General features: G+C 75.7%; 18 protein-coding genes. 11 read left to right on the forward strand and 7 right to left on the reverse strand.

What is annotated here, in order from left to right; all coding sequences use genetic code 11:
• The first annotated feature begins 86 nt into the window (after positions 1 to 86).
• From IF19_RS0129555 to IF19_RS0129570, 4 genes are all read left to right on the forward strand, one after another.
• Positions 87 to 1424 (forward strand): sensor histidine kinase, encoded by a 1338-nt coding sequence (locus IF19_RS0129555; protein ID WP_030118355.1) that lies wholly within the window; start codon positions 87 to 89, stop codon positions 1422 to 1424.
• Positions 1421 to 2110, forward strand: a complete 690-nt coding sequence (locus IF19_RS0129560; protein ID WP_030120184.1) for a response regulator — start codon at positions 1421 to 1423, stop codon at positions 2108 to 2110. The genes IF19_RS0129555 and IF19_RS0129560 overlap by 4 nt, the downstream gene beginning before the upstream one ends.
• A 216-nt stretch (positions 2111 to 2326) precedes the next feature.
• A complete protein-coding gene (locus IF19_RS0129565; RefSeq protein WP_078580816.1) occupies positions 2327 to 3568 on the forward strand; it encodes an alpha/beta hydrolase in 1242 nt (413 codons plus the stop codon).
• Positions 3565 to 4797, forward strand: a complete 1233-nt coding sequence (locus IF19_RS0129570) for an acyltransferase family protein (RefSeq protein WP_030118350.1) — start codon at positions 3565 to 3567, stop codon at positions 4795 to 4797. Before IF19_RS0129565 ends, IF19_RS0129570 begins: the two co-directional genes overlap by 4 nt.
• Positions 4798 to 5024: 227 nt before the next feature.
• On the opposite strand, the gene IF19_RS0129575 is transcribed toward IF19_RS0129570, so the two are convergent.
• Together IF19_RS0129575 and IF19_RS0129580 are read right to left on the reverse strand one after the other, a co-directional pair.
• Positions 5025 to 6044, reverse strand: a complete 1020-nt coding sequence (locus IF19_RS0129575; RefSeq protein WP_030118349.1) for an aldo/keto reductase — start codon at positions 6042 to 6044, stop codon at positions 5025 to 5027.
• Entirely contained in the window at positions 6044 to 6556 is a 513-nt protein-coding gene (locus IF19_RS0129580) for a MerR family transcriptional regulator (RefSeq protein WP_030277052.1), read from the reverse strand. Before IF19_RS0129580 ends, IF19_RS0129575 begins: the two co-directional genes overlap by 1 nt.
• Before the next feature lie 178 nt (positions 6557 to 6734).
• Here IF19_RS0129580 and IF19_RS0129585 point away from each other — a divergent pair, with 178 nt between their 5' ends.
• Genes IF19_RS0129585 through IF19_RS0129595 form a run of 3 tightly spaced genes read left to right on the forward strand, consistent with a single transcriptional unit; the run spans position 6735 to position 9182 of the window.
• Positions 6735 to 7028: a hypothetical protein gene (locus IF19_RS0129585; RefSeq protein ID WP_030118347.1), complete on the forward strand. Its 294-nt coding sequence runs from the start codon at positions 6735 to 6737 to the stop codon at positions 7026 to 7028.
• A complete protein-coding gene (locus IF19_RS0129590; RefSeq protein ID WP_030120182.1) occupies positions 7018 to 8526 on the forward strand; it encodes a sensor histidine kinase in 1509 nt (502 codons plus the stop codon). The genes IF19_RS0129585 and IF19_RS0129590 overlap by 11 nt, the downstream gene beginning before the upstream one ends.
• Positions 8523 to 9182, forward strand: coding sequence for a response regulator transcription factor (locus IF19_RS0129595; RefSeq protein WP_030191244.1), 660 nt, complete (start codon positions 8523 to 8525; stop codon positions 9180 to 9182). Before IF19_RS0129590 ends, IF19_RS0129595 begins: the two co-directional genes overlap by 4 nt.
• A gap of 36 nt (positions 9183 to 9218) precedes the next feature.
• Here IF19_RS0129595 and IF19_RS0129600 read toward each other — a convergent pair whose 3' ends face one another.
• Positions 9219 to 10196: an ArsR/SmtB family transcription factor gene (locus tag IF19_RS0129600; protein WP_030120180.1), complete on the reverse strand. Its 978-nt coding sequence runs from the start codon at positions 10194 to 10196 to the stop codon at positions 9219 to 9221.
• An 82-nt stretch (positions 10197 to 10278) separates the two neighbouring features.
• Between IF19_RS0129600 and IF19_RS0129605 the strand changes: the two genes are divergently transcribed.
• From IF19_RS0129605 to IF19_RS0129620, 4 genes are all read left to right on the forward strand, one after another.
• On the forward strand, positions 10279 to 11187 hold the full coding sequence (locus tag IF19_RS0129605; protein WP_030118342.1) for an aldo/keto reductase: 909 nt from the start codon (positions 10279 to 10281) through the stop codon (positions 11185 to 11187).
• A gap of 155 nt (positions 11188 to 11342) precedes the next feature.
• The gene (locus IF19_RS0129610; protein ID WP_050493867.1) at positions 11343 to 12776 is read left to right on the forward strand and encodes an SLC13 family permease; all 1434 of its coding nucleotides are present in this window, start codon (positions 11343 to 11345) and stop codon (positions 12774 to 12776) included.
• Complete coding sequence (locus tag IF19_RS0129615; protein WP_030118340.1) at positions 12773 to 14008, forward strand: glycerate kinase family protein; 1236 nt, start codon at positions 12773 to 12775, stop codon at positions 14006 to 14008. The genes IF19_RS0129610 and IF19_RS0129615 overlap by 4 nt, the downstream gene beginning before the upstream one ends.
• Before the next feature lie 100 nt (positions 14009 to 14108).
• Entirely contained in the window at positions 14109 to 14921 is an 813-nt protein-coding gene (locus IF19_RS0129620; RefSeq protein ID WP_030118339.1) for a serine hydrolase domain-containing protein, read from the forward strand.
• Positions 14922 to 15069: 148 nt separating this feature from the next.
• On the opposite strand, the gene IF19_RS0129625 is transcribed toward IF19_RS0129620, so the two are convergent.
• From IF19_RS0129625 to IF19_RS0129640, 4 genes are all read right to left on the reverse strand, one after another.
• On the reverse strand, positions 15070 to 16473 hold the full coding sequence (locus IF19_RS0129625; RefSeq protein WP_234313211.1) for an RICIN domain-containing protein: 1404 nt from the start codon (positions 16471 to 16473) through the stop codon (positions 15070 to 15072).
• Positions 16474 to 16509: 36 nt separating this feature from the next.
• Positions 16510 to 20094 (reverse strand): hypothetical protein, encoded by a 3585-nt coding sequence (locus IF19_RS0129630; protein ID WP_030277056.1) that lies wholly within the window; start codon positions 20092 to 20094, stop codon positions 16510 to 16512.
• The gene (locus IF19_RS1000000135735; protein ID WP_063744248.1) at positions 20091 to 21017 is read right to left on the reverse strand and encodes a type VII secretion system-associated protein; all 927 of its coding nucleotides are present in this window, start codon (positions 21015 to 21017) and stop codon (positions 20091 to 20093) included. The genes IF19_RS0129630 and IF19_RS1000000135735 overlap by 4 nt, the downstream gene beginning before the upstream one ends.
• 331 nt (positions 21018 to 21348) lie before the next feature.
• Positions 21349 to 22146, reverse strand: a complete 798-nt coding sequence (locus IF19_RS0129640; RefSeq protein ID WP_050493868.1) for a type VII secretion system-associated protein — start codon at positions 22144 to 22146, stop codon at positions 21349 to 21351.
• Between the last annotated feature and the right edge of the window lie 12 nt (positions 22147 to 22158).

Here is a 22158-nt window from a genome sequence, read left to right on the forward strand (position 1 = left end):
CGTACCCGGGTATGAGACGACCCGGGGACGGTCGGAACCACGGTATGACGCCGGGGTGGCCTCGGTCTGCCTAGGCTGACCGGGCCATGTCCACTTCCCCCGCCGGGCCCCCGCCGCCCGCCGACGGCCTGCTGAGCGCCGCCCGCCGCAATCTGCGCGAGCTGGCCCACGGGCTGTCCCACGCGTCCCATCCGCCCACCCCGCCGCTGGCGAACGCGCCCGAGCGGTGGCAGCGGCTGCTGCCGCACGCTCTGGTGCTCGCGCTGGCCGCGACCTTCATCCCGGTCACCATCACCGTGCTGACCTCGCAGTACGGCCTGCCGGGCGCACTGGCCGGGGCCCTCGGGGTGGCTCAGGCCGCCCCGCTGCTGATGCTCGCCCACCGGCCCCTCCAGGCGTGGTGGATCATCTTCCCGGCCGATGTCGTGGGCGCGCTGGTGCTGCTGGCCCGCGACCCCGGGCAGCACGACAGCTGGCCGTGGCCGCCTCCGGTGCTGATCGCGTACCTCTTCGTGCTGCTGGCCCTCGGCCTGCGCGAGACCTGGCGGACCGCCATCGCCGTCTGGGTGATGACGGCCGCGGCGGGGGTGGTGCTCCAGATCGTCGCGTCCTCGGACCGCGACGCGGGCAGCGCCCTGCTGCTGACGATCCTCGGCGCGGTGGTCCTGGTGATCGGCGGCGTGGTACGGGAGCGGGGTGAGGCGACCCGGCGGCTGGCCGAGCAGGAGACGATCAGCGAGGAGGAGCGGGCGCGGCGCACGCTGCTGGAGGAGCGGACGCGGATCGCCCGTGAGCTGCACGACGTGGTGGCGCACCACATGTCGGTGATCACCGTGCAGGCGGACTCGGCGCCGTACCGGATCGCCGGGCTGCCGGAGCCGGCGCGGGAGGAGTTCGCCTCCATCGCGGCGGCGGCCCGGGAGTCGCTGGGCGAGATGCGGCGGCTGCTGTCGGTCCTGCGCAGCGACGGCTCGGAGGGCGACCGGGCACCGCAGCCGGGTCTGGACCGGCTCCAGCAGCTCGTGGAGGCGACGGTGCGGGCCGGGCTGCCGGTGAAGTTCTCGCTCGCGGCGGAGCTGGGCGAGGTGCCGCAGGCGGTGGACCTGTCGGCGTACCGGATCGTGCAGGAGGCGTTGGCCAATGTGGTGCGGCACGCGCCCGGGGCGCGCACTCAGGTGTCGGTGCGGGCGTCGCGGGGCCGTCTGAACGTGCTGGTGGTCAACGGGCCCGCCCCGGAGCGGACTTCGCCGCTGGAGAGCGCCGGCACCGGGCACGGCCTGGTGGGGATGCGGGAGCGCGTACGGTTGACCGGCGGCTCGCTGGACACCGGACCGCTGCCCGACGGCGGGTTCCGGGTGGCCGCCCGGATGCCGCTGCCGCCGCCCGACTCCCCTTCCGCACCACCCCTTTCGGAGGATCTGTGACCATCCGCGTGATCATCGTCGACGACCAGGCCATGGTGCGGGCGGGGTTCGCGGCTCTGCTGGCGGCGCAGAGCGACATCGACGTGGTGGGCGAGGCGGCGGACGGCCGCCGGGGCGTGGACGTCAGCCGCAACCAGCACCCCGACGTGGTGCTGATGGACGTGCGGATGCCGGAGATGGACGGACTGGCCGCCGCGCGCGAGCTGTTGAACCCCCCGGTGGGGGTGGTCCACCGGCCGAAGGTCCTGATGCTGACGACGTTCGACGTGGACGACTACGTGTACGAGGCGCTGCGCGCGGGCGCCTCCGGGTTCCTGCTGAAGGACGCGCCGCCCGCCGACCTGATCGCGGCGGTACGGGTGGTGGCGGCCGGGGACGCGCTGCTCGCGCCCTCGGTGACCCGGCGGCTGATCGCGGACTTCGCGGCGCAACGGCCCGCCGGGGCGACCCGCACCGGCCAGGCGCTCCGGCTGAACGGGCTGACCCCGCGCGAGAGCGAGGTGCTGGAGCTGATCGCCCGGGGGTTGTCGAACCAGGAGATCGCGGGGCGGCTGGTGCTGGCGGAGCAGACGGTGAAGACGCACATCGGGCGGGTGCTGGCCAAGCTGGAGCTGCGGGACCGGGCCCAGGCGGTGATCTTCGCGTACGAGTCGGGTCTGGTGACGCCGGGGGACACGAGGGCGTAGGGAACCGGCGCAGGCGCCCCGGCCCGGGGAGGGATTGGCGCAGGGCCTCCCTCGGCCCGGCGGCCCGGGGAGGCGTCGGTGCGGAGGCTTCTCCCCCACCCCCTACTCCGGTATCACCCCGCAGTTGGCTCCCCGGTGTGACGTCGCGTCACCCTCCCTCTTCCTACCTTCCTCCCGGTCGCACCGGTCGGTGCGGATCCGGAGAGGGAGGGAACGATGCGCCGATACGCGAGGGCTCTGGTCGCGTTCGCACTGGCCGCCGGCACGGTGGCGGGGACCGCGGGCTGGGTTTCGGGGGATGCGCAGCAGGCGCTGACCGGGCCGCCGCCGGGCAGCGCGCAGTGGCGGGCGGACCGGACGCCGGGCGGCGGGCTGCCCGATCCGGAGCGCGCCACGCCCGGCGAAGTGGCGCAATTCTTCGCCGGGTTGAGCGCCGCCGAACAACGGCGGCTGGTGGCGCGGCATCCGTCCGTCGTCGGGAATCTCGACGGGGCGCCGCTGGAGCTGCGTTACCGCGCCAACGCCCTGGCCCTGGCCGCCGAGGACGACCCCCGCTACCGTTCGCTCGCCGCCCCCGGCCGGCGGATCCTCGCCTTCGACCCGCGCGGACGCGGCCAGGTCGCCGAGGTGTTCGGGGACCTGCGCACCGCGCACCGCGTCTCGGTGGTGGTGCCCGGGTCCGACAACGACGCCGGGACCTTCGACCGGAAGGTCGCCGACCACGGGGCCCCGGTCGGAATGGCCAGGACCCTGCAGGCGGAGGCCGGCCCGGGGACGGCGGTCGTCGCCTGGGTCGGGTACACCACCCCGGTGGGCGTCGGCATCGACGCGGCGACCGGCCGCCTCGCACAGGCGGGGGCCGACCGGCTGACCCGGTTCACGGAGGGCCTGACGGCGGACGGGCTGCCCGAGCCCGCCGTGTTCTGCCACAGCTACGGCTCGGTGGTCTGCGGTCTGGCCGCGCACCGGCTGGCCGTCACCGACCTGGTGGTGCTCGGCTCCCCCGGCATGCGGGCGGACGATGTGGCGGGGCTGCGGACGAACGCCCGGGTATGGGCGGCGAAGGACCCGACGGACTGGATCGACAACGTGCCGAACGTGCGGTTCGCGGGCCTCGGCCACGGGACGGACCCGACCGACCCGGCCTTCGGCGCCCGGCGCGTACCGGCCGACGAGGCCCGGGGCCACGCCGGGTACTTCGCACCGGGGACGGATTCGCTGCGCACCTTCGTCGCCATCGCGCGGGGGACGGACGCCCCGGGAGGCGCCGGGGCCACGGCGGACGCGCGGGTTCCGGCGGACGTATCGGCACCGACCGACGTACCGGCTTCGGCTGACGGACAGACTCCGGAGCGCGTACGGGCTTCGGCCGAAGGACCGGCCTCGGAGCGTGCTCGGGCTTCGGAAGACGTGCGGGTTTCGGCCGGCGGGCGGGTTCGGGAAGGGGCGGTCCGATGAGCTCCGTACGGGAGAACGCGCGGCGGCTCGCCGCCCGCATCGACGCCTCCACCCCCGCCCACCGCGACCGCGCCGTCGACGGGCTGCGGGCGGTGGCCCTGCTCGCCGTGCCGCTCGGCCACTGGATGCTCGGCGGATTCCGGCTGGACGCCGACGGCCTGCACAACGCCAGCCCGCTCACCGTCTTCGGCGGCCTCGCGCCCGCGAGCTGGGTGCTTCAGATGCTGGGGATCTTCTTCCTGGTCGGCGGGTACGCCTCGGTCCTCTCCTACCGGCGCCGCCCCTCGACCACGGCCGCCTGGCTGGGCGGCCGGCTGGCGCGCCTCGGCCGGCCCGTGCTCGGGGTGACGGCGGTGTGGGCGGTGCTGCTGACGGTCCTGTCCTGGCTGGACGTGCCCGGCGACACCCTGCGTACGGCGTCGACGCTGGTGATCCAGCCGCTCTGGTTCGTCGGGGTGTACACCGTGGTCACGGCCCTCACCCCCGTCTGCGTCACGCTGGCGCGGCGACTCGGCGGCTGGGCGGCGCTGCCCCTGCTCGGGTCGGTCGCGGTGGTGGACTTCCTGCGCTACGGGCCGTACGCGGATGCGGTGCCGTCCTGGCTGAGCGTGCTCAACATCCTGCCGGGCTGGCTGTTCGCGTATCAGCTCGGTGTGTCGTGGGGCGAGGGGCGGCTGGGACAGCGCGGGGCCCGGCTGCTGCTGATCGGGGGCGGGGCGCTGTTCGCGGTGCTGCTGCTCGTCTTCCACTACCCGGCGTCGATGGTCGGGGTGCCGGGCGAGGCGCGGACGAACTCGCATCCGCCGTCGCTGCTGGTGGTGGCGTTGGCGGCGGCGCAGAGCGGGGCGGCGATCCTGCTGCGCGACCGGCTCGGGCGGCTGCTGCGCAGGCCGCTGCTGTGGGCGCCGGTCGTGGTGGTCAACCTGTCCGCGATGACGATCCTCTGCTGGCACCAGAGCGCGATGCTTGCCGCCGCCGTGCCGGCCTCGCTGGCGGGGGCCGGGGGCGCGACGGTGGCGGGGCTGACGGCCGCGCCCGAGACGGTGGGCTGGCTGCTGGCCCGGGTCGCGTGGCTGCCGGTGTTCGCGGGGCTGCTGGTGCTGATCGCCCGGTACGCGCGCCGCTTCGAGGCCCCGTGGCGGACGGGCACCCGCGCCGCCCGCGCCCGCCGCGCGCTGGCGGGGCTGCTCGCGGCGGGGTTCGCGGTGTTCGCGCTGGGGCTGGCGTGAGCGGCGGGGCGCACAGCCGTACCGTGGCACGGTCTGCGGGCCGGGGCGCGGCCCTCGGCACCCCCGGGCCGGGGCGCGGCCTGCGGGGTCCCGGGCCCGGGGCACGGCTTCCGGGCCCGGGGACGGCTTCCGGGCCCGGGCACGGCGGGCACCCAGGCCGGGGCGCGGCCTGCGGCTCCTCAGGCCGGGGCGCGGCCCGGGGCACATCCGGGCCGTGCCCCTTCCCGCTACTCCTCCCGCGCCGCCGCCGTGCTGCTCATGTCCGGGTAGCGGTCCCCCGCCACCCGGGCCGCGATCGGCTCCAGGGCGGCCAGTTCGTCGGACGTCAGGGTCAGCCGGGTCGCCGCGACGTTCTCCAGGAGGCGGGCGCGCTTGCGGGTGCCGGGGATCGGGACCACGGTCAGGCCGTGCACCTCGGCGCGCTGCTGGACCCAGGCGAGGGCCACCTGCGCGGCCGTCGCGCCGTGTGCGGCGGCGATGGCGCGGACGGGCTCCAGGAGGGCCGCGTTGGTCCGGGCGTTGTCGCCGCTGAAGCGGGGCTGCCGCTGCCGGTAGTCGCCCTCGGTCAGCTGCTCGCCCGCGTCGGTGAAGGCTCCGGTGAGGAAGCCCCGGCCGAGCGGGGAGTACGGGACGAGCGTGACGCCGAGGTCGGCCGCCGCGCCGACGGCGCTCTTCTCGACGTCGCGGCTGAAGAGGGACCATTCGGACTGGAGGGCGGCGATCGGGTGGACGGCGTACGCCTCGCGCAGTTCCGGTCCGGTCACCTCGCTCAGCCCCAGCTGCTTGACCTTGCCCTGCTGGACCAGCTCCGCCAGCGCGCCGATCGACTCGGCGAGCGGGACGGCCGGGTCTCGGCGGTGCATGTAGTAGAGGTCGATGACGTCGGTGCCCAGCCGGCGCAGGCTCGCCTCGACGGCGGTCCTGATGTACGCGGGGTCGTTGCTGATGCCCCGGTAGTGGGGGTCGTCGGTGCGGACGAGGGCGAACTTGGTGGCGAGGGTGATCTCGTCCCGGTGGGCCCGGACGAACGGGGCGAGGAACTCCTCGTTGGCCCCGCGCCCGTAGGCGTCGGCGGTGTCGAGGAGCGTGACGCCCGCCTCCAGGGCGGCGTCGAGGGTGTCGCGGGCGGCGCGTTCGTCGGTGTCGCCGTAGAACTCGCTCATGCCCATGCAGCCGAGGCCCTGGACGCCGACCCGCGGCCCGTCCGTACCCAGCTCCACCGTGGCGATCGTGTCGGCAGTGGTCATCAGGCGCTGTGCCTCTCCGGCGCCAGGCGGGCGCCCGCATAGAACTCGATCTTGTGGTCGAGGACGGCGAGGGTGTCGTGGAGCTCCGCGATCCGCGCGATCACGTCGCGGCGGGTCGCCTCCAGCAGCTCCTGCCGTGCCTCGAAGGTGGACTCGCCCTCGCGCAGCAGCTCCGCGTACCGCACCATGTCGGCGACGGGCATCCCGGTCAGCCGCAGCTTGCCGACGAAGACCAGCCAGTCGAGGTCGCGGTTGCTGAAGCGGCGCTGCCCGGTGTGCGAGCGGTCCACGTGGGGCATGAGCCCGATCCGCTCGTACCAGCGCAGGGTGTGCGCGGTGAGCCCGGTGTACGCGACGACCTCACTGATCGTGTAGCTGTCCCGGCCCGTGGGGCGGGGGTGCGGCTCCGGGGCGGCCCGGCAGGCGTCCACTCCCGACGCGGTCCCCGGTGAGGGCCGTGCCGGTGCGGTCGTCGCGGGGGTGCTCCGGGAGGTTCCGTCGATCACCGTCATGGCCTCCACGCTAGATCCTTGGAGTGCACTCGAAGCAAGCGGAACCGGCGGGGCGCCCCCGGGATCCGCCCTGCGGCCGATCGCACCTTCAATGCCTGGTATGCACTGAATGCCCGAGATGAAGGATTGTTCATCCTGTCTTCATGTGCGGACCGGGCGGAGCCGTCAAGGTGAACGCATGGCTTTCTCACCTCGTCTGGCGGCCCTGGCAGCCGTCGTCGCCGTGCCGCTCGGCATAGCGGCCACCAGCTATGCCATGACCGACACCTCGGAGGCGCCGAAGGTGCCGCCCGCCGTCCATCTGGAGGAGAGCCCGCGCTCCACTCCGCCGCCGGGCGGGGACCCCTCCCCGGGCGGCACGCCGACGCCGGGCGGCTCCGCAGGCCCCTCCCGCACCACGGACGGCTCCGTCGTGCCGGGCCCCTCGGCGGCCGACGACGATGACGACGACGACGTCGGTGATGACGGTTAGCCGGTCGCCCCTGGGCCTGCCGAGGATCTCCGCCCGGGTCCGCATCCTGCTCTGGCTGCTGGTCGTGATGGCGGTCGCGCTGGGCGCGGTCGCCGTCACCGTGCGCTCCATCCTCCAGCGGGACGTGGACCACCGGATCAGCCAGTTGCTGACGCAGGAGACCGGGGAGTTCGCCAACTTCGTGCCGCAGGGGGTCGATCCGGACACCGGCGGCCGGTTCTCCACCGCCGACCGGCTGCTCCGGATCTATCTGCAACGCCAGTACGCGGACCCCGACGAGGAGCTGCTGGGCCTCACCGGCCGCCCCGGCGACCGGCCCGACGCCATCCGCCAGCGGCGCGATCTGCCTGCGGACACCGCCCTGTGGCGGGACGGCGCCTCGCTCACCCGCATCCACGCCTCCGAGGACTCCTTCGGCACGCTGAAGCGCCCGCAGGGCGAGGTGCGCTGGGCGAAGGTCGCGATCGGCCCGGCGGCGGGCGGGAAGCCCGGGGCGTTCGTCGTCGCCTTCCATCCGGAACGCGAACGGGCCGTCGCCGACAAGACGTTCTGGACGCTGCTCGCCCTGTCCGGGGTGGCGCTGCTGATGACGACCGGGATCGGCTGGGCCGTCGCCGGCCGCATCCTGGCTCCCGTACGGATCGTCCGGGCGACGGCGGCGGAGTTGACCGAGCAGGACCTCACCCGGCGGATCCCGGTGGAGGGCCGGGACGACATCGCGGCCCTCGCGGAGACGTTCAACGCGATGCTGGACCGGCTGGAGCGGGCGTTCGCCGCGCAGCGGGTCTTCGTGGACGACGCGGGGCACGAGCTGCGCACCCCGATCACCATCGTCCGGGGCCATCTGGAGCTGATGGGCGACGATCCGGCGGACCGGGAGGAGACCGTACGGCTGGTCACGGACGAGCTGGACCGGATGAGCCGCATCGTGGAGGACCTGCTGCTGCTCGCCGGGGCCGAGCGGCCCGACTTCGTCCGGCCGGAACCCGTGCAGCTCGCGGAGCTGACCGCCGACGTGTTCGTGAAGGTGCGGACCCTCGGGGACCGCGCGTGGGTGCTCGACGGGGTCGCGGACCGTGAGGTGCGGCTGGATCCGCAGCGGATGACGCAGGCGATGGTCCAGCTCGCGCAGAACGCCGTCCAGCACACCGCCCCCGGCCGGCGCATCCGCATCGGCTCCCGTGTCGTCTCCCCCTCCGGCTCCCGGGGCGAGACGGGCGGGGGCGGGGCGGGCGGGTCGCAGCCGGGTCCGGGCGGCGGGGGCCGCGTCGAGCTGTACGTCGCGGACCACGGGCCCGGGATCCCGCCGGAGGACGCCGAGGTGATCTTCGAGCGGTTCCGCCGGGGCACGTCCCGGCGCGGGACCCGCACCAGCGGGGCGGGGCTCGGCCTCGCCATTGTCAAGGCCATCGCGGAGGGCCACCACGGGCAGGTGGAACTCCGCCGGACCGAGGGCGGCGGAGCCACCTTCGTACTCACCCTGGAGACCGACGCATGAACCGCATCCTGATCGCCGAGGACGAGGAGCGCATCGCCTCGTTCGTCCAGAAGGGGCTGCGCGCCAACGGCTTCACCACGGTCGTCGCGGAGGACGGCGACCTGGCGCTCGGCCACGCGCTGACCGGCGGCTTCGACCTGATGGTGCTCGACATCGGCCTGCCGGGCCGGGACGGCTTCACCGTCCTGCGGGAGCTGCGCGAGTCCCGGGTGACGCTGCCGGTGATCGTGCTCACCGCCCGCGACTCGGTCCGCGACACCGTGGCCGGGCTGGAGGGCGGGGCCGACGACTGGATGACGAAGCCGTTCCGCTTCGAGGAGCTGCTCGCGCGGATACGGCTGCGCCAGCGCACCGCCGCCCGCGCCCCCGAGGTCACCCTGTTGCGCAGCGGCAGCCTCACCCTGGACCTGCGGACGCGCCGGGCCCGCGCGGAGGAGCGGACGGTGGACCTGACGGCGCGCGAGTTCGTGCTGCTGGAGATGTTCCTGCGCCATCCGGGCCAGGTGCTGTCGCGCGAGCAGATCCTGTCACACGTGTGGGGGTACGACTTCGACCCCGGCTCCAACATCGTGGACGTCTACGTCCGCGCGCTCCGCCGGAAGCTGGGCGCGGAGCGGCTGGAGACGGTACGGGGCATGGGGTACCGGCTGCCGTAGCGGCGGCGGGCCCCGGAAGGCTTCCGGGGCCCGCCGTCAGGGGGACGCGGCGCGGAGAAGGGTCTCGGCCGCGGTGGTGCGGGCGTAGAGGACGGAGCGGCCGGCGCGGTGGGCGCTGACCAGGCCCGCGTCGCGCAGAGCGGTGAGCTGCTGGGAGACCCCGGCCGGGGAGAGCCCGGTGCGGTGGGCCAGCTGCGTGGTGGAGGCCGGGGACTCCAGCTCGGTCAGGAGCAGGGTGCGCGAGCGGCCGAGCACGGCGGTGAGGGCCTCGGCCCCGGCCGTGCGCCGCCGCTGCCACAGCGTGCCGGTGCCGCGCGCCGGATAGGCGATCTGCGGCGGGTCCGGCGGCGTGGTGCGGGTGCGCAGGTCCGGTCCGGTGAAGACCGAGGGGATCAGGAGCAGTCCGGCGCCCGCCGTCGCCCGGACCAGCGGATGCTTGCGGCGGGCCATCCGCAGCCCGTCGCTCTCCCAGCTCAGCGAGGCGTGGAGGTCGTCGAGGAGACGGCCCGCGCCGTGTTCGGCGACCGTGCGGGCCCGGTGGAGGATGTCGGCCTCCAGGACCGGCCCGATCCGCGCCCAGTACGGGGCCAGCACCACCTCCCAGTAGCTTTCGAGCTCGTCCGTGAGCTTCGCGAGGCGGGCCTCCGGTTCGGCGTGCAGCATCCGCAGCCGGGGGCCGAGTCGCCCCTGGTGGCGTGCCAGGTGGTCGAGGTCCCGGCGCACCCGGTCGGCGGACGCGGCCCGGATGGCCCGCCATTCCGTACGGGGCGCGGGGGCCGGGCCGGCGGGGGCCGGGTTGAGGAAGTCGGGGACGTAGCCGGTGGGCGGGATCAGTTCGGCGAGCCACCCCCGGTCCAGTCCGGCGGCCGTCAGCCGCGGCCGGACCTGGTCGGCCCAGGCCCGGTGGACCGGATGCGCGGCCCCCGACCGCAGCAGCCGGAAGCTGGGCGCCACCTCCCACATCGGTGAGACGGCGAACCGCACCTGTGCCAGATCACTCGCCGAGAACGACAGTCCCACCGATAAGCCCCCTCGACGGATTCGGGTACGGGTGAATCCATGGCGGGCCAGCCTAGCGTGCGGTCATCATCCCGCCATGACCTCACAGACCGTCAACGCGGCCGACTCGGGCACCTGGATGCTCGGCGACCGCACCGTGAACCGGCTCGGCTTCGGAACGATGCGCCTGCCCCAGACCGGTGAGGCGTTCTCGCCCACCGCACCGCCGCGCGACCGCGATCAGGCGATCGCGGTGCTGCGCCGCGCGGTCGAGCTGGGCGTGAACCACCTCGACACCGCCGCGTTCTACTTCTCGTCGCTGCGGAGCGCGAACGAGTTGGTCAACCGGGCGCTGGCGCCCTACCCGGACGACCTCGTCATCACCACCAAGGTCGGCCCCGGCCGCGCACCCTCGGGCGACTGGCTGCCGCACGCCGACCCCGGCCGGCTGCGCGGCCAGGTCGAGGAGAACCTGCGCCAGCTCGGCCGCGACCACCTCTACGTGGTGAACCTGCGCGTCGTCGGCGCCGACTCGATCGCCGAACGCTTCGGCGCGCTCGCCGAACTGCGCGAAGCGGGGCTCGTCCGCCACCTGGGGCTGTCCAACGTCCGCCCCCACCACCTGGCGGAGGCCGTGGCCATCGCGCCCGTGGTGTGCGTGCAGAACATGTACGGCATCGGAGCACCGCGCGAGCAGTCGGAGTTCCTGGACCTCTGCGGTGAACAGGGCATCGCCTTCGTGCCCTTCTACGCGATCGCCGGCACCGGCCGTACCGCCGGCGCGACCGTGGAGGACGGTCCCGCGATACGGGCCGTCGCCCGCGCCCACGGGGTCGGCACGGCGCAGATCCGGCTGGCCTGGACGCTGCACCGGGGCCCGCACGTCCTGGCCATTCCCGGCACCGGCGATCCCGTCCACCTCGCCCAGAACGTGGCCGCCGGCTCCTTGCGCCTGTCGCGGGACGAGCTCGACGCACTCGACTCCCCGCATCCCGAGGAGGTCTGAAGCAATCCCGAGGAGGTCCGAAGCAGGAGGTCCGAAGCCGCGCGGGAACGGCGTGACCACGGGCGATCGTGCCCGAAAGCGCACCGCGGGGCAGATGAAAGGTCCTTCACGGGCTGCTCATCGACCGCTCACCCCGCCTTCCGAGGCTGTACAGCGTGTCTCCTCCTCTCCCCCGGATCCTCGGCCTCGGGGCCGCCGCCGGCCTCTGCGCCCTCCTCGCCGTTCCCGGCGCCGCCCCCGGGCTCGGGGCCGACGGGCGGCTCTCCCTCGCCGTCTTCGTCCTGGCCACCGCCGCGTGGATCGCCACCCCGGTGGACGACGCCTACGTCGCGCTCGGCGCGGGGCTGGCGCTGACGGTGACGGGGGTGATCAGCAGCGAGGCCCTGTTCGCCACCCTGGGCGACGAGACGGTGTGGCTGCTGATCTGCGCCTTCGTCCTGGCGGCCGCGGTGACCCGGACCGGGCTCGCCGGCCGGGCGGCCGTGTTCCTGGTCGGCGGGGCCCGGACCGTACGCCAGTTGACGCACCTGACCACGGCCGGGCTCGTCGTCACCGCGTTCGCCGTGCCGGCCACCTCGGGGCGGGCCGCCCTCGCGCTACCGGTGTTCCTGGCGCTGGCCGCCGCGCTGCGGGAGCGGACCCGCCTCGTCGTCATGCTGGCGCTCCTCTTCCCCACCGTGATCCTGCTCTCCGCCGTCGCCACGCTCATCGGGGCGGGGGCCCACCTGATCACGGTCGGGGTGCTGTGGGAGCAGACCGGCCAGGAGCTGGGCTTCGTCCAATGGCTGCTCCTCGGGCTGCCGTTGGCCGTCGTCTCCTCCCATCTGGCAGCCGAGCTGGTGCTGCTGACGACGACCCGCCGCGCCGACCGGAAGGGCCCGGTCAGGATCACGGCGGCACAGATCCAGGAGCACGCGGAGACAGCGGTCGAGGGGCCGTTCACCCCGGCGGAGTCCCGGTGCCTGCTGCTGCTCGCGACGGTGGTCCTGCTCTGGTGCAGCGAGCCGCTGCACGGGGTGTCGCCCGCCGTGGTCGCGCTCATCGGCGCACTGGTGGCGACCTCGCCCGCGCTCGGCACGGTGCGCTTCAAGGACGGGCTGCGGACGGTCCCCTGGCCGCTGCTGCTGTTCATGGCCGCGACCATGGCGATGGGCGTCGCCCTCTCCGACTCGGGTGCGGCCGCCTGGCTGGTGGGGTGGATACCCCTGGGGGCCGGTACGCCCCCGTGGCTGTTCCTCGCCGGAGTGGCGCTCGTCAGCACGGCCGCCCATCTGGCGCTCCAGTCCCGCTCCGCCCGGTCCTCCGTGCTGGTGCCGCTGGTGGTGGCGGCGGCGGTCGGGGCCGGGGTCAATCCGGTCACGGCGGCGCTGGCGTCCACGGCCGCCGCCGGTTTCTGCCACACCCTGCCGTCCTCGGCCAAGCCGGTCGCGCTCTTCGCGGACGTGCCGGACACCCCGACGTACACCCCGCGCGATCTGCTGCGGCTGTCGGCCTTCCTCGCGCCGCTCACCGCGGCCCTCGTCCTTCTCTTCGCCCTCGCCGTCTGGCCGCTGCTCGGCGTGCCCGTCCTCCTGGAGACCCAGCCATGACCCCTCGTCCCCGTACGCCCCGCATCGCCATCGCCCCCAGCGGGTTCAAGGAGTCCCTGTCGGCCGCCCGCGTCGCGGAGGCCATCGCCGCCGGGGTGCGCCGGGTGGTCCCCGACGCGGAACTCGACCTCATCCCCCTGGTCGACGGCGGAGAGGGGACGGCGGAGGCGCTGGCCCTGGCGAGCGGCGGGCGGCTGGTGCGGGCCACCGCGACGGGCCCGGTGGGCGACCCGGTCCCCACCCATTTCGCGCTGCTGGGCGACCCCGGCGCGCTGACCGCCGTCGTCGAGATGGCGGCCGTCGCGGGGCTCTCCCTGGTCCCGCCGGACCGCCGCCACCCGGGCGCGACGACGACGTACGGGGTCGGCGAGCTGATCCGGGCGGCCCTGGACGCCGGGGCCCGGCGCGTCCTCGTCGGCTGCGGCGACTCCGGTACGTCGGACGGGGGCGCGGGGGCGCTCCAGGCGCTCGGGGCCCGGCTGACCGACCGGCACGGGCGCGAACTCCGTCCGGGCGGCGGCGCGTTGTACGAGCTGGAGCACATCGACCCGGCGGGGCTCGACCCCAGGCTGGCCCGCACGGAGCTGCTCGTGGCGTGCAATCCGTACAACGTGCTCTGCGGCAAGCGCGGGGTGGCCCGGGTGTTCGGGCCGCAGAAGGGCGCGACCCCGGCGGAGGTGGAACTGCTGTCGGCCGGCCTGGAGCGGCTGGCCGCCGTCCTCGCCCGGGACGTGGCCCCGGCCTTCACCCCGCCGGGCCGGGAGCCGCTGGATCTGCGGACGGCTCCCGGCACGGGCGCTTCGGGCGGGCTCGGGGCCGGGCTGGCGGCCGTGGGGGCCCGGCTCCTCCCCCGGTACGACGTCCTCCTGGACGGCCTCGACCTGGACGCCCGGCTGGCCCGCGCCGACATCGTGATCACGGCGGAGGGGGCGCTCGACCACCAGACCGTGCGCGGGAAGATCCCGGCGGAGGTGGCGCGGCGGGCGCGGGACGCCGGGGTGCCGGTCCTGGCGCTGGCCGGGACGATCGGGCCGGGGGCGCAGGACGTGCGGGAGGTGGGCGTGGACGCGTACAGCGCGATCCTGCCCGCGCCGATGACGCTGGTGGAGGCGATCGGCCGCAGCGGCGAACTCCTGGCCGACGCCACGGAACGCGCGATGCGCATCATGGCGCTCGGCACCCGGCTCGCCCCGCTGCACCCTGCGCACCGTCCGCATCCGCTGGCCGCGTGAGGGGGCGCGAGGAGGTACGGGAGCGGTGCGACAGCTGTACGGGCGGAGGTGGCGCGGGGCCGGGGGCGGGGCGGTACGGGTGGCCGTTAGGCTCGGGGGCATGGAGAGCCTGCGCATCATCGACACCTGGCCGGTCACGACCGCGGCGGCCGCCGTCGTACGGGCGGACGGCACGGTCCTCGGCACGCACGGGCCGACCGGCCACCGCTTCCCCCTCGCCTCGGTCACCAAGCCGCTCGCGGCCTACGCGGCGCTGGTGGCGTACGAGGAGGGGGCCGTCGAACTGGACGAGCCGGCCGGGCCCGAGGGCTCCACGGTGCGCCACCTCCTCGCCCACACCAGCGGCCTCGCCTTCGACGAGCACCGGGTGACGGCCCCGCCCGGCGAGCGCCGGCTGTACTCCAACGCGGGCTTCGAGGTGCTGGGCGAGCACATCGCGAAGGCGTCCGGCATCCCGTTCGGGGAGTATCTGCGCCAGGCCGTCCTGGAACCGCTCGCCATGGCCTCCACGACCCTGGACGGCTCCCCCGCCCGGGACGGCGTCTCCACCGTGGACGACCTGGTGCGCTTCGCCGCCGAGGTGCAGGCCCCCCGTCTGCTCGACCCGCGGACGGTCCTGGAGGCCCAGAGCGTCGTGCACCCGGGGCTCAAGGGCGTCCTGCCGGGCTACGGCCACCAGAACCCGAACGACTGGGGCCTCGGCTTCGAGATCCGCGACTCCAAGTCCCCGCACTGGACGGGCAGTTCGTCCTCCCCGGCCACCTTCGGGCACTTCGGCCAGTCGGGCACGTTCCTGTGGATCGACCCGGTGGCGGGCGCGGCCTGCGTCGCGCTGACGGACCGCGCGTTCGGCCCGTGGGCCGCGGAGGCGTGGACGCCGTTCACGGACGCCGTCCTGGCCGAGCTGCGCTGACCCGCCCGCGACGCCGGCTGCGTCCGCCCCGCGAACCCGCGGCGCCGGCCGCTCCGGCCCCGTGCGAGGGCGCAGGAGAACGCCCCCGTCTGCCCGGTGCTGGGAACCGCACCGGGCAGACGAGGGCGACGTCACAACACTTCAGGACTCAGACGATCCAGCGATCGCCGAAGCCGCAGTCGGCGATCTCCAGCCGGGCGTCGTTCCCGGCGGAGGCACCACCGGTCGGGCGCAGGCACAGGTCCTTGCTGACCGCGTTGCGGATCCAGTTCGTCCCGTCGCCGCGCGGGTCGAGCCACCAGAGCTGGTTGTCGCCCGACGCGTTGCAGTGGAACTGGCCGATCTTCGTCCCCGCCGAACGGGCGTTGTAGTACCCCAGGTCCAGGCAGAGCCCGTCCTTGCTGTTGCGGATCAGGAAGAGGGGCGCGTTCTGGGGCCCGCCGTCCTTGTCCACGATGTCGAGGTTCCACAACTGGTTGTCGCCCGTCGTGCCGTTGCACGGGTACTGGTTGACGGCGTTGTTGATCTTGCCCTTGCCGTAACCGCCGATGTCGATGCACTGGTTGGTCGACGCGTTCTTGATCACGGTGTTCTGGACCCCGGAGCGCCCGTTCGCCCACTGGCGGAGCTGCTCGGCCGGCGTCAGCGCCTTGGCCTTGACCTTCGCCTTGGCCTTGGGCTCGGGCTTCTCCTCGGCCTCGGACTTCTTTGGGGAGGGGGTCGGCGAGACCGTGACCGGCGGCTGGTGGACCACCGGCGCGACCGCCTTCTTCTCCTTCTTCTCCTCCTTCTTCTTGCTCGGCGTGGGCGCGGGAGCCGGCGTCTGGCTGGTGTACGTCTCCGGGACCGGAGGCCGCTCACTGTCCAGGACGGTGCCGGCCGCGTTCTCGGTCCGGGTGCGCTCGGGCTTGCGGTCGTCCTGCCCCGCCAAGAGGAAGGGCACCGCGATGAGGAGCGCCCCGACGATGCCGGCGGCGGCGAGCATCGGCTTCTTGGGCCGGCTGCCGGGCGGTTCGTCGCCCTCCTGCGTACTGGCCCCGCCGCCGCCACCGGTTCCGGTGGCGGTCGCCGCGCTGCCGGAAGCCGGGCCGTCGGTGCTGACGGTCGCCAGTTCAGCGGTCGGGACGGATGCCGACGACGACGCCGACGACGGTACGGAAGCGGCTGCCGCCGCCGAGGAGGCGGAGGGTCTGGTGGCGCCCTCCGCCTCTTCCCGGGGCGCCTCGGCGCGCGCTCCGGTGCTGGCGGCGTCCGGGCCCGTGGTGGCGCTCGTGGACGCGGCGGCACCGGCGTTCGTGCCTGCGGGGCTCGCGGACGCCGGAGTCTCCGCCCGGGTGGCGGCCTCCGGGGCGGCTCCGGCGGCGGGTGCGGTCGTACCGCCGCCCGGCGCCAGTGCGCTGCCGGGGTCCCCCGGCGCTCCCGGCATGGTCACCGCGCGGCGGACCGACACCGACGGGCCGCCGGAGCCCCGGCTGTTCCCGGTGCCGCCTTCGCCGCTGGATGTGCCCGACCGCGTGGGTATGCGGGGGGTCGGATCATGCTCTCGTGCCACGTAAGGTCCTCGCTCCTGTCGGGGTTCTCTGTCGCGTCACGGCCCGGCCCCCACCGCGCCCGTGCAGCGGTCCGGCCAGGGGCCGGCGCTTTTGGGCGTCGCGTCGGGTCCGGGCGCGACGGCCTCCAGCCGGGCGAGCACGGTCCGGTCCCCCTCGGGATCGGGCGCGACCGCCTCGGCAGGTCCGGTCAGTTCACGCAGATGGATCTGTACGCCGGGCCGCGCGCGGCGGACGGCCAGCACCCGGAAGAGCGTCCCGGGGGCGAACACGACCTCCTCCGGCCCGCGCTGCTCGGAGAACTGGCGTACACGGCGGCCGGCCACCGACCAGATGACATAGCTGTCACCCGGCGGCGGTGCGGCGCCGGCGTCCGGCCGTACGGTGCTCAGCAGGGCCGCGTCGCGCAGCAGCGTCCCGGGACGCGGCGGGGCGGGGCGGTCCGCGCCCGCGGAGACGGCGGTGCCGCGCAGCACCACGCCCCGGTAGGACGGCATCCGGTTGAGCGCCGAGGCCACGCAGGCGCCGTACGGCAGCAGGTCCAGCTCGCGGTCGCGCAGACTCCATGTCAACGCGCCGTGGCTGAGCGGCCCTTCGGCCAGGTGCAGATACATCCGCAGCGCGATGAGGTCCGCGCGGGCCGCCTCCTGCTCCTTCCCGCGCAGAGCGGGCATCCGGGCGAGGGCACGGGCGACAGCCGCGCCGTGCCGGTCCCACAGGTCGCCCGCGAGCGTCCGGAAGGCGGTCCGCTCGGCCTCGGAGCTGCGGTGTCCGGGGTCCAGGAGGACCGGGGGAAGCGGCTCCTGGGCCACCGGCTCCGCGTCTTCGTCCCCGGCACCCTCTCCGTCGTCGTTGCCGTCACCGTCATCGGTCGCGTGGCCGGTGTCGGCGACGCCGGGAACGCCTCGGGGATCCGGCGCGTCCGGTACGTCCGCGTCCGGCGCGTCCGGTACGGGGGCCACGTCCGGCACCCGGGCGGCTCCGGAGTCCGACGAGGCGGTCGAGGTGACCGGCGCCGTCGCGGGCGCGGGGTCGGAGGACCCGGCCGCCGGCCGGCGCGCCGGCCCCGGCGGAGCGGGCGCGGGCTCCGGATCCCGGACGTCCGTGCCGGTGGGGCGGGGAGCGGCCGGGGGGATCTCGGTGGGGACCTCGGTGGGGTCCTCCGGCCCGGCGGACGGCTTCGGGTCGGGGTCCGCTTCCGGTTGCGGCTTCGGGGCGCGGTCGGGGTCCTGGTCGGGGGCGGAGTCCGCTTCCGGTCCCGCTTCCGGCTTCGGGTCGGGGTCCGCGTCCGGTCCCGGGTCGCGGTCAGCTCCCGGTCCCCGGCCGGGGTCCGCGTCCGGTCCCGCCTCCGCCTCCGGTTCGGTCGCCGATGCGTCAGGGGCCGCCGACGACGGTTTCGGGTCTCCGGCCCCCGCCGGAGCCTTCTTCTGCTCGGCGGCGTTCTCGGCTTCGGGAGCGATGGGGGCGATGGGGGCGTCGGGGGCGTCTCCCTCAGTCGCTCCCGTGCCCTCGGACGTCGTGGCCTTCCCGGCCGTCGTACCGGTTCCGTCGGCCGCCTCGGGGCGCGCGTCCGGACCGGAGGTCGCCGCCGGCGTGCGGGCCCGCCCGGCGAACCCCGTCGGAACGCGGTCGTCGTCCGACCAGTCGAAGGTGCTCGCCCGCCGCTCCCGCTCCCCGCGCACCGGGCCCCTGCCGGACGCACCGGAGGTTCCCGAGGCGCTGGACGTACCCGAAGCGCTGGACGTACCCGAAGCACTCGACGTATCCGAGGCCCTCGGCGTGCTCGGGGTCGCGGGCGTACGCGGGGTGCTGGACGCGCCCGCACCCGTCGCGGTGCTCGCCTGCGCCGCCGTGCCCGTCCCCGCGCTCGTCTCCGACCCGGCCGCCATCGACTCCCGGAGCTGCCGGGCGCGGTCCGTGCGCGCCTCCCGGCCGCCGATTTTCGCCGCCGGGGCCGGGGTGGACCCGGAGGTCCGGCCCGGCTGGTGCGCCGCCGTCGCGGGCTGGGCGGACTGGGTGCGCGGGCCCTGGCCGGGGCGCTCCGCGGGTCCGGACGGTGCCGGGCGCGCGGTGCCCCGTACCGGAGGCGTCGGTGACAACGATGCCGGTGCGGGAGCTCCCGACGGCGCGGCGGGACCGGCGGCGGCAGCGGCGGGGCGGCCCGGGGCCGCCTGCCCGGCCCGGACCGGGGCCGGGGCGGCGTGGCGCAGGGTGCGCAGTCCGTACTGGGCGGCCAGCCGCCGCAGTTCGCGTCCGCCGTCGCGGGCCGCACCGTGAACGTGCAGGGTCGTACGGCCGCGCAGGTCCGGGGCCAGGGACTCCAGCACGTTCGACAGGACCGGCCACAGCGAGGCGTCGAGCAGTTCGCCCGGCACGCCCAGCTCGATCACCGGGCCGCCCGGGTCCACCCGGCGGGCCGACAGCGCCGGGCCGCCGCGCGGTCCCACCCACATGCCGGCCCGGGTCACCGTGAGCTGCCAGTCGTCGGTCAGTCCGACCACGCCCTCCTCCGGGCGCGCGGGCCCGGGCAGCGGGGGGCTCCAGCGCAGCAGCCGGGGCGGCCGGGCGCGGCCCTCCGCGTCCGGCGGGGCGCAGCGGACGGCGTCGACGAACGGGATCCACGTCGGGACGCCGTCCGGCGTCGCCAGCACCGACCGCACGGAGTACGTGCCGAGCGGGCCGGAGGCCGCGACGAGCGGCAGCCCGGTCATGACCTCCACCTCGATGTCCAGCCGGTCGGAGACCGACTGCGCCAGCGGCAGCAGATCGCGCCGCCCGCCGGGCACGAGCCGCACGGCGACCTGGACGTCGTCCGGCAGGGCTTCGAGCACCTCGGCGACCTCCTCGGCCGAGATGTCCTCGCCGAAGGGCACCCCGACCACGACGGTCAGGCGCCGGGGGTCGACCGGCACCGCGTGGTAGAGGTCGCCGGGCCGGGCCGGCGCGGCCCCGGAGGGGCGGACCAGCACCCCGGCGGGTATCTGCTCGACGACGCAGCCGCCCGCCAGGGCCGACGGCAGGCCGTTCAGCGCGGACTGCCAGGACGGCTGCGGGCTGCGCGGACCCAGCGGCTTCGGCCGCTCGCCCGGCGCGAACCGCCACCAGCCGCCCGCGGAGGGCCGCGGTGCGGCGCCCTCGGCGGGCGGGACGAAGAGGGAGCCGCCTGGGACTACGAGCGGCGGCCCGTCCGGAGCCTCGACCGCCATCCGCCAGGCGTCGGCGATGCGGCGGGCGGTGGCGGGCCGGCCCTCGGTCTCGTGCCCGGCGCCGGGCATGACCAGCCGTACGCTGTCGGCCCCCGATTCGCCCAGGGTGTCGAGCAGTTCGCTCAGCTTCGGCCAGAAGGCGGCGGAGCCGGCCCCCTCGGCGCCCGCGACGACGGTCACGGTGTCCTCGTCCGCGCGCATGGTGCGGGCCAGGTCGGCGACGTCGGCCGGGGTGAGGGTCTCGTCGGAGAAGGTCCGCAGCAGCAGCATGCCGTCGTGGTCCTCGACGAGGAACCCCTCCTCGGCACCGCCGCCAGGTTCGGTGGAGGCGGTCGGCACGGCCGCCGGGCGGTCGCGCCCGGGGCCGGTGGCGGTTCCGGCGCCGCGTCGGCGTGCGAAGAGTCCTCTGCCCCTCATGCCCGGACCTCCGTCCCGGCGGCGTCCACGCGGGCCGCCGTGTGCGGGGCGAGGCGGTCGGCGTCGGTCACGCGGACCGCGTGGACGCGCGGGGCGTCCGGCGCTCCCGGGCCGTCCGTGCCCACCGGCCGGGCCTCGCCGCGCTCCTGGGCGGCGATCTCCTCGGCCAGCGCCTCGGTCTCCATGATCATCCCGGCGGGTCCGTTCGGGTTGACGTAGAGGGAGTGCCCCTCGGGCAGCCCCGCGACCACGTCGGCCACCGGGAGCAGCCGGGCGGCGAGCGATCCGAGGGCGCGGAGGTGGGCCGGGCTGGTGAAGACGGGGACCACGGGGTCGCCCTGCGCCGACCGGAGGGCCGCCGGTCCGCCGTCCGGTCCGGTGAGCACCGCGACCTTCGACGCGGCCAGGGTGCGCAGGACCTCGCCGGCCGGCCCGTAGCCGGTCACGGCGCGCTGGACGGCGGACTCCACCGGGTCGGTGGCCCGGGGCCAGCCGAGCGCCGCCGGGGACGGGCGGTAGCCGTCGTTGTCCTCCCACGCCACGATCGCGCCGGTGGCGTCCGTACGCCACCGGCCGGGGACCGCCCAGTCCGGGGGTGCGCCCCGTCCCGACCACGCGGGGTCGGGCACGCCGAGCCAGCGGTCGGGCAGCTCCCGGGCCGCCTCGACCACCTCCGGGGGCGGCTCGGGCATCGGCCCGTCCGCTGCCGCCGAGCCGTCCGGGGCGGGGGCCGTCGGACCGGCGGGGACGACGGCCGGTGCGGGGGCCGGGTTCGCCGGGCCGCCGACGGTCGGGACCGCTCCGGCCGGCGCGGGCCCCGGCTCCGGGTCCGGTATCGCCGGGCCGTCCTCGGCCGCGGGGAGGGGCTCGGGTCCGGGAGCGGAAGGTGTCTCCGGGCCGGACCTGTCGACGTACTCACTCACCGGCGGGCACTCCAGGAACAGAAGACACGGGCCATGGTCGCGAACTCATTCTCATCGGTTGACAGTCCGGCGGGCTCATCAGGTGACAGTCCGGCGGGACGGGTTGCCGGGCCGGGCCCCTCGGCGACGGGGCACGGGGCCGGCGAGCGGGCGGCAAGCGGAATCCCCGTCCGGGTGGGGATTCCGGTCACGGAGGAACCGTACCCGCCCGAAGCGGAGTTGGAGGAGGGGCACCTGCCTCGTCCTGCCCTCGCCACCGCCCGGTCCTGCCCTCCCCGCCGCCCGGCTGTGCCCCGCCGCCGCGGGCACGGCCCTCCGGCGGCCCGGGGGGTCAGCTCTCCCCCCGGAAGAACTCGGGCCGCTCCTCGGCGGATTCGGGAGGCCAGGGGGTGGCGTCCGGGCGGTCGCCCGCCGCCGGGGCGGGGGGCCAGGCGTCGGCCTCCTCCAGGCGCGCGAACTCCTCCAGTTCGGCCCGGGCCGCCAGCAGGGCGCTCGCGGTGACGAGTTGGCCGACCGGCGCGGACGAGCTGAGGACCAGCACCTCCTTGCCCTCGGGCAGCCGGCCCAGGAGGTCGGGGACCAGCATCATCTCGTGCGGGGGCAGCCGGTCCTGGTCCAGTGCCGGGGAGGCCGGGAAGACCGGGACGGCCTCGGTGCCGTCCTGCGCGTCGGTGACCGCCAGACCGCCCGTCCCGTCGAGGCACACGGCCACTTCGGCGTCGGCGACCATCAGGGCGAACAGGTCCTCCGACGCGTAGCCGGTGGCGACCAGTTGCACGGCGGCGTCCACGGGGCTGACCGGCGGGGCCCAGCCGTGCGCGTCGGGCGAGGGGCGGTAGGCGGTGTTCTCCTCCCACTCCACGATCTCGCCGTCGGCGTCGCTGCGCCAGCGCCCCAGGACCGCCCAGGCCGGGGTGGGCTCGTCCTCGTCGCCGCTCCAGTGCCGGTCGATGACGGACAGCCAGTGGTCGGGGGCCGCCCTGGCCGCCTCGACGTAGTCCTCGGGCGGCTCGCGGAACCCCGGTGCGCCCCGCAGCACGGCGGACGGTCCGCCCTGGACGCCGGAGGGGCGCGGCTCGGGGGCGGCGGTCCCGTCGGCGGTCCCCGCGTCGGGCGTGTTGTCGTTCATGGGCTCCTCGCT

The organism is Streptomyces californicus (genome assembly GCF_000717645.1).
Classification (GTDB): domain Bacteria; phylum Actinomycetota; class Actinomycetes; order Streptomycetales; family Streptomycetaceae; genus Streptomyces; species Streptomyces californicus.

Coding starts and splice junctions, on each gene's coding strand:
- IF19_RS0129555 (WP_030118355.1), top strand. CDS start 87: ATGTCCACTTCCCCCGCCGGGCCCCCGCCGCCCGCCGACGGCCTGCTG.
- IF19_RS0129565 (WP_078580816.1), top strand. CDS start 2,327: ATGCGCCGATACGCGAGGGCTCTGGTCGCGTTCGCACTGGCCGCCGGC.
- IF19_RS0129570 (WP_030118350.1), top strand. CDS start 3,565: ATGAGCTCCGTACGGGAGAACGCGCGGCGGCTCGCCGCCCGCATCGAC.
- IF19_RS0129575 (WP_030118349.1), bottom strand. CDS start 6,044: ATGACCACTGCCGACACGATCGCCACGGTGGAGCTGGGTACGGACGGG.
- IF19_RS0129580 (WP_030277052.1), bottom strand. CDS start 6,556: ATGACGGTGATCGACGGAACCTCCCGGAGCACCCCCGCGACGACCGCA.
- IF19_RS0129585 (WP_030118347.1), top strand. CDS start 6,735: ATGGCTTTCTCACCTCGTCTGGCGGCCCTGGCAGCCGTCGTCGCCGTG.
- IF19_RS0129590 (WP_030120182.1), top strand. CDS start 7,018: ATGACGGTTAGCCGGTCGCCCCTGGGCCTGCCGAGGATCTCCGCCCGG.
- IF19_RS0129595 (WP_030191244.1), top strand. CDS start 8,523: ATGAACCGCATCCTGATCGCCGAGGACGAGGAGCGCATCGCCTCGTTC.
- IF19_RS0129605 (WP_030118342.1), top strand. CDS start 10,279: ATGACCTCACAGACCGTCAACGCGGCCGACTCGGGCACCTGGATGCTC.
- IF19_RS0129615 (WP_030118340.1), top strand. CDS start 12,773: ATGACCCCTCGTCCCCGTACGCCCCGCATCGCCATCGCCCCCAGCGGG.
- IF19_RS0129620 (WP_030118339.1), top strand. CDS start 14,109: ATGGAGAGCCTGCGCATCATCGACACCTGGCCGGTCACGACCGCGGCG.
- IF19_RS0129630 (WP_030277056.1), bottom strand. CDS start 20,094: ATGAGGGGCAGAGGACTCTTCGCACGCCGACGCGGCGCCGGAACCGCC.
- IF19_RS0129640 (WP_050493868.1), bottom strand. CDS start 22,146: ATGAACGACAACACGCCCGACGCGGGGACCGCCGACGGGACCGCCGCC.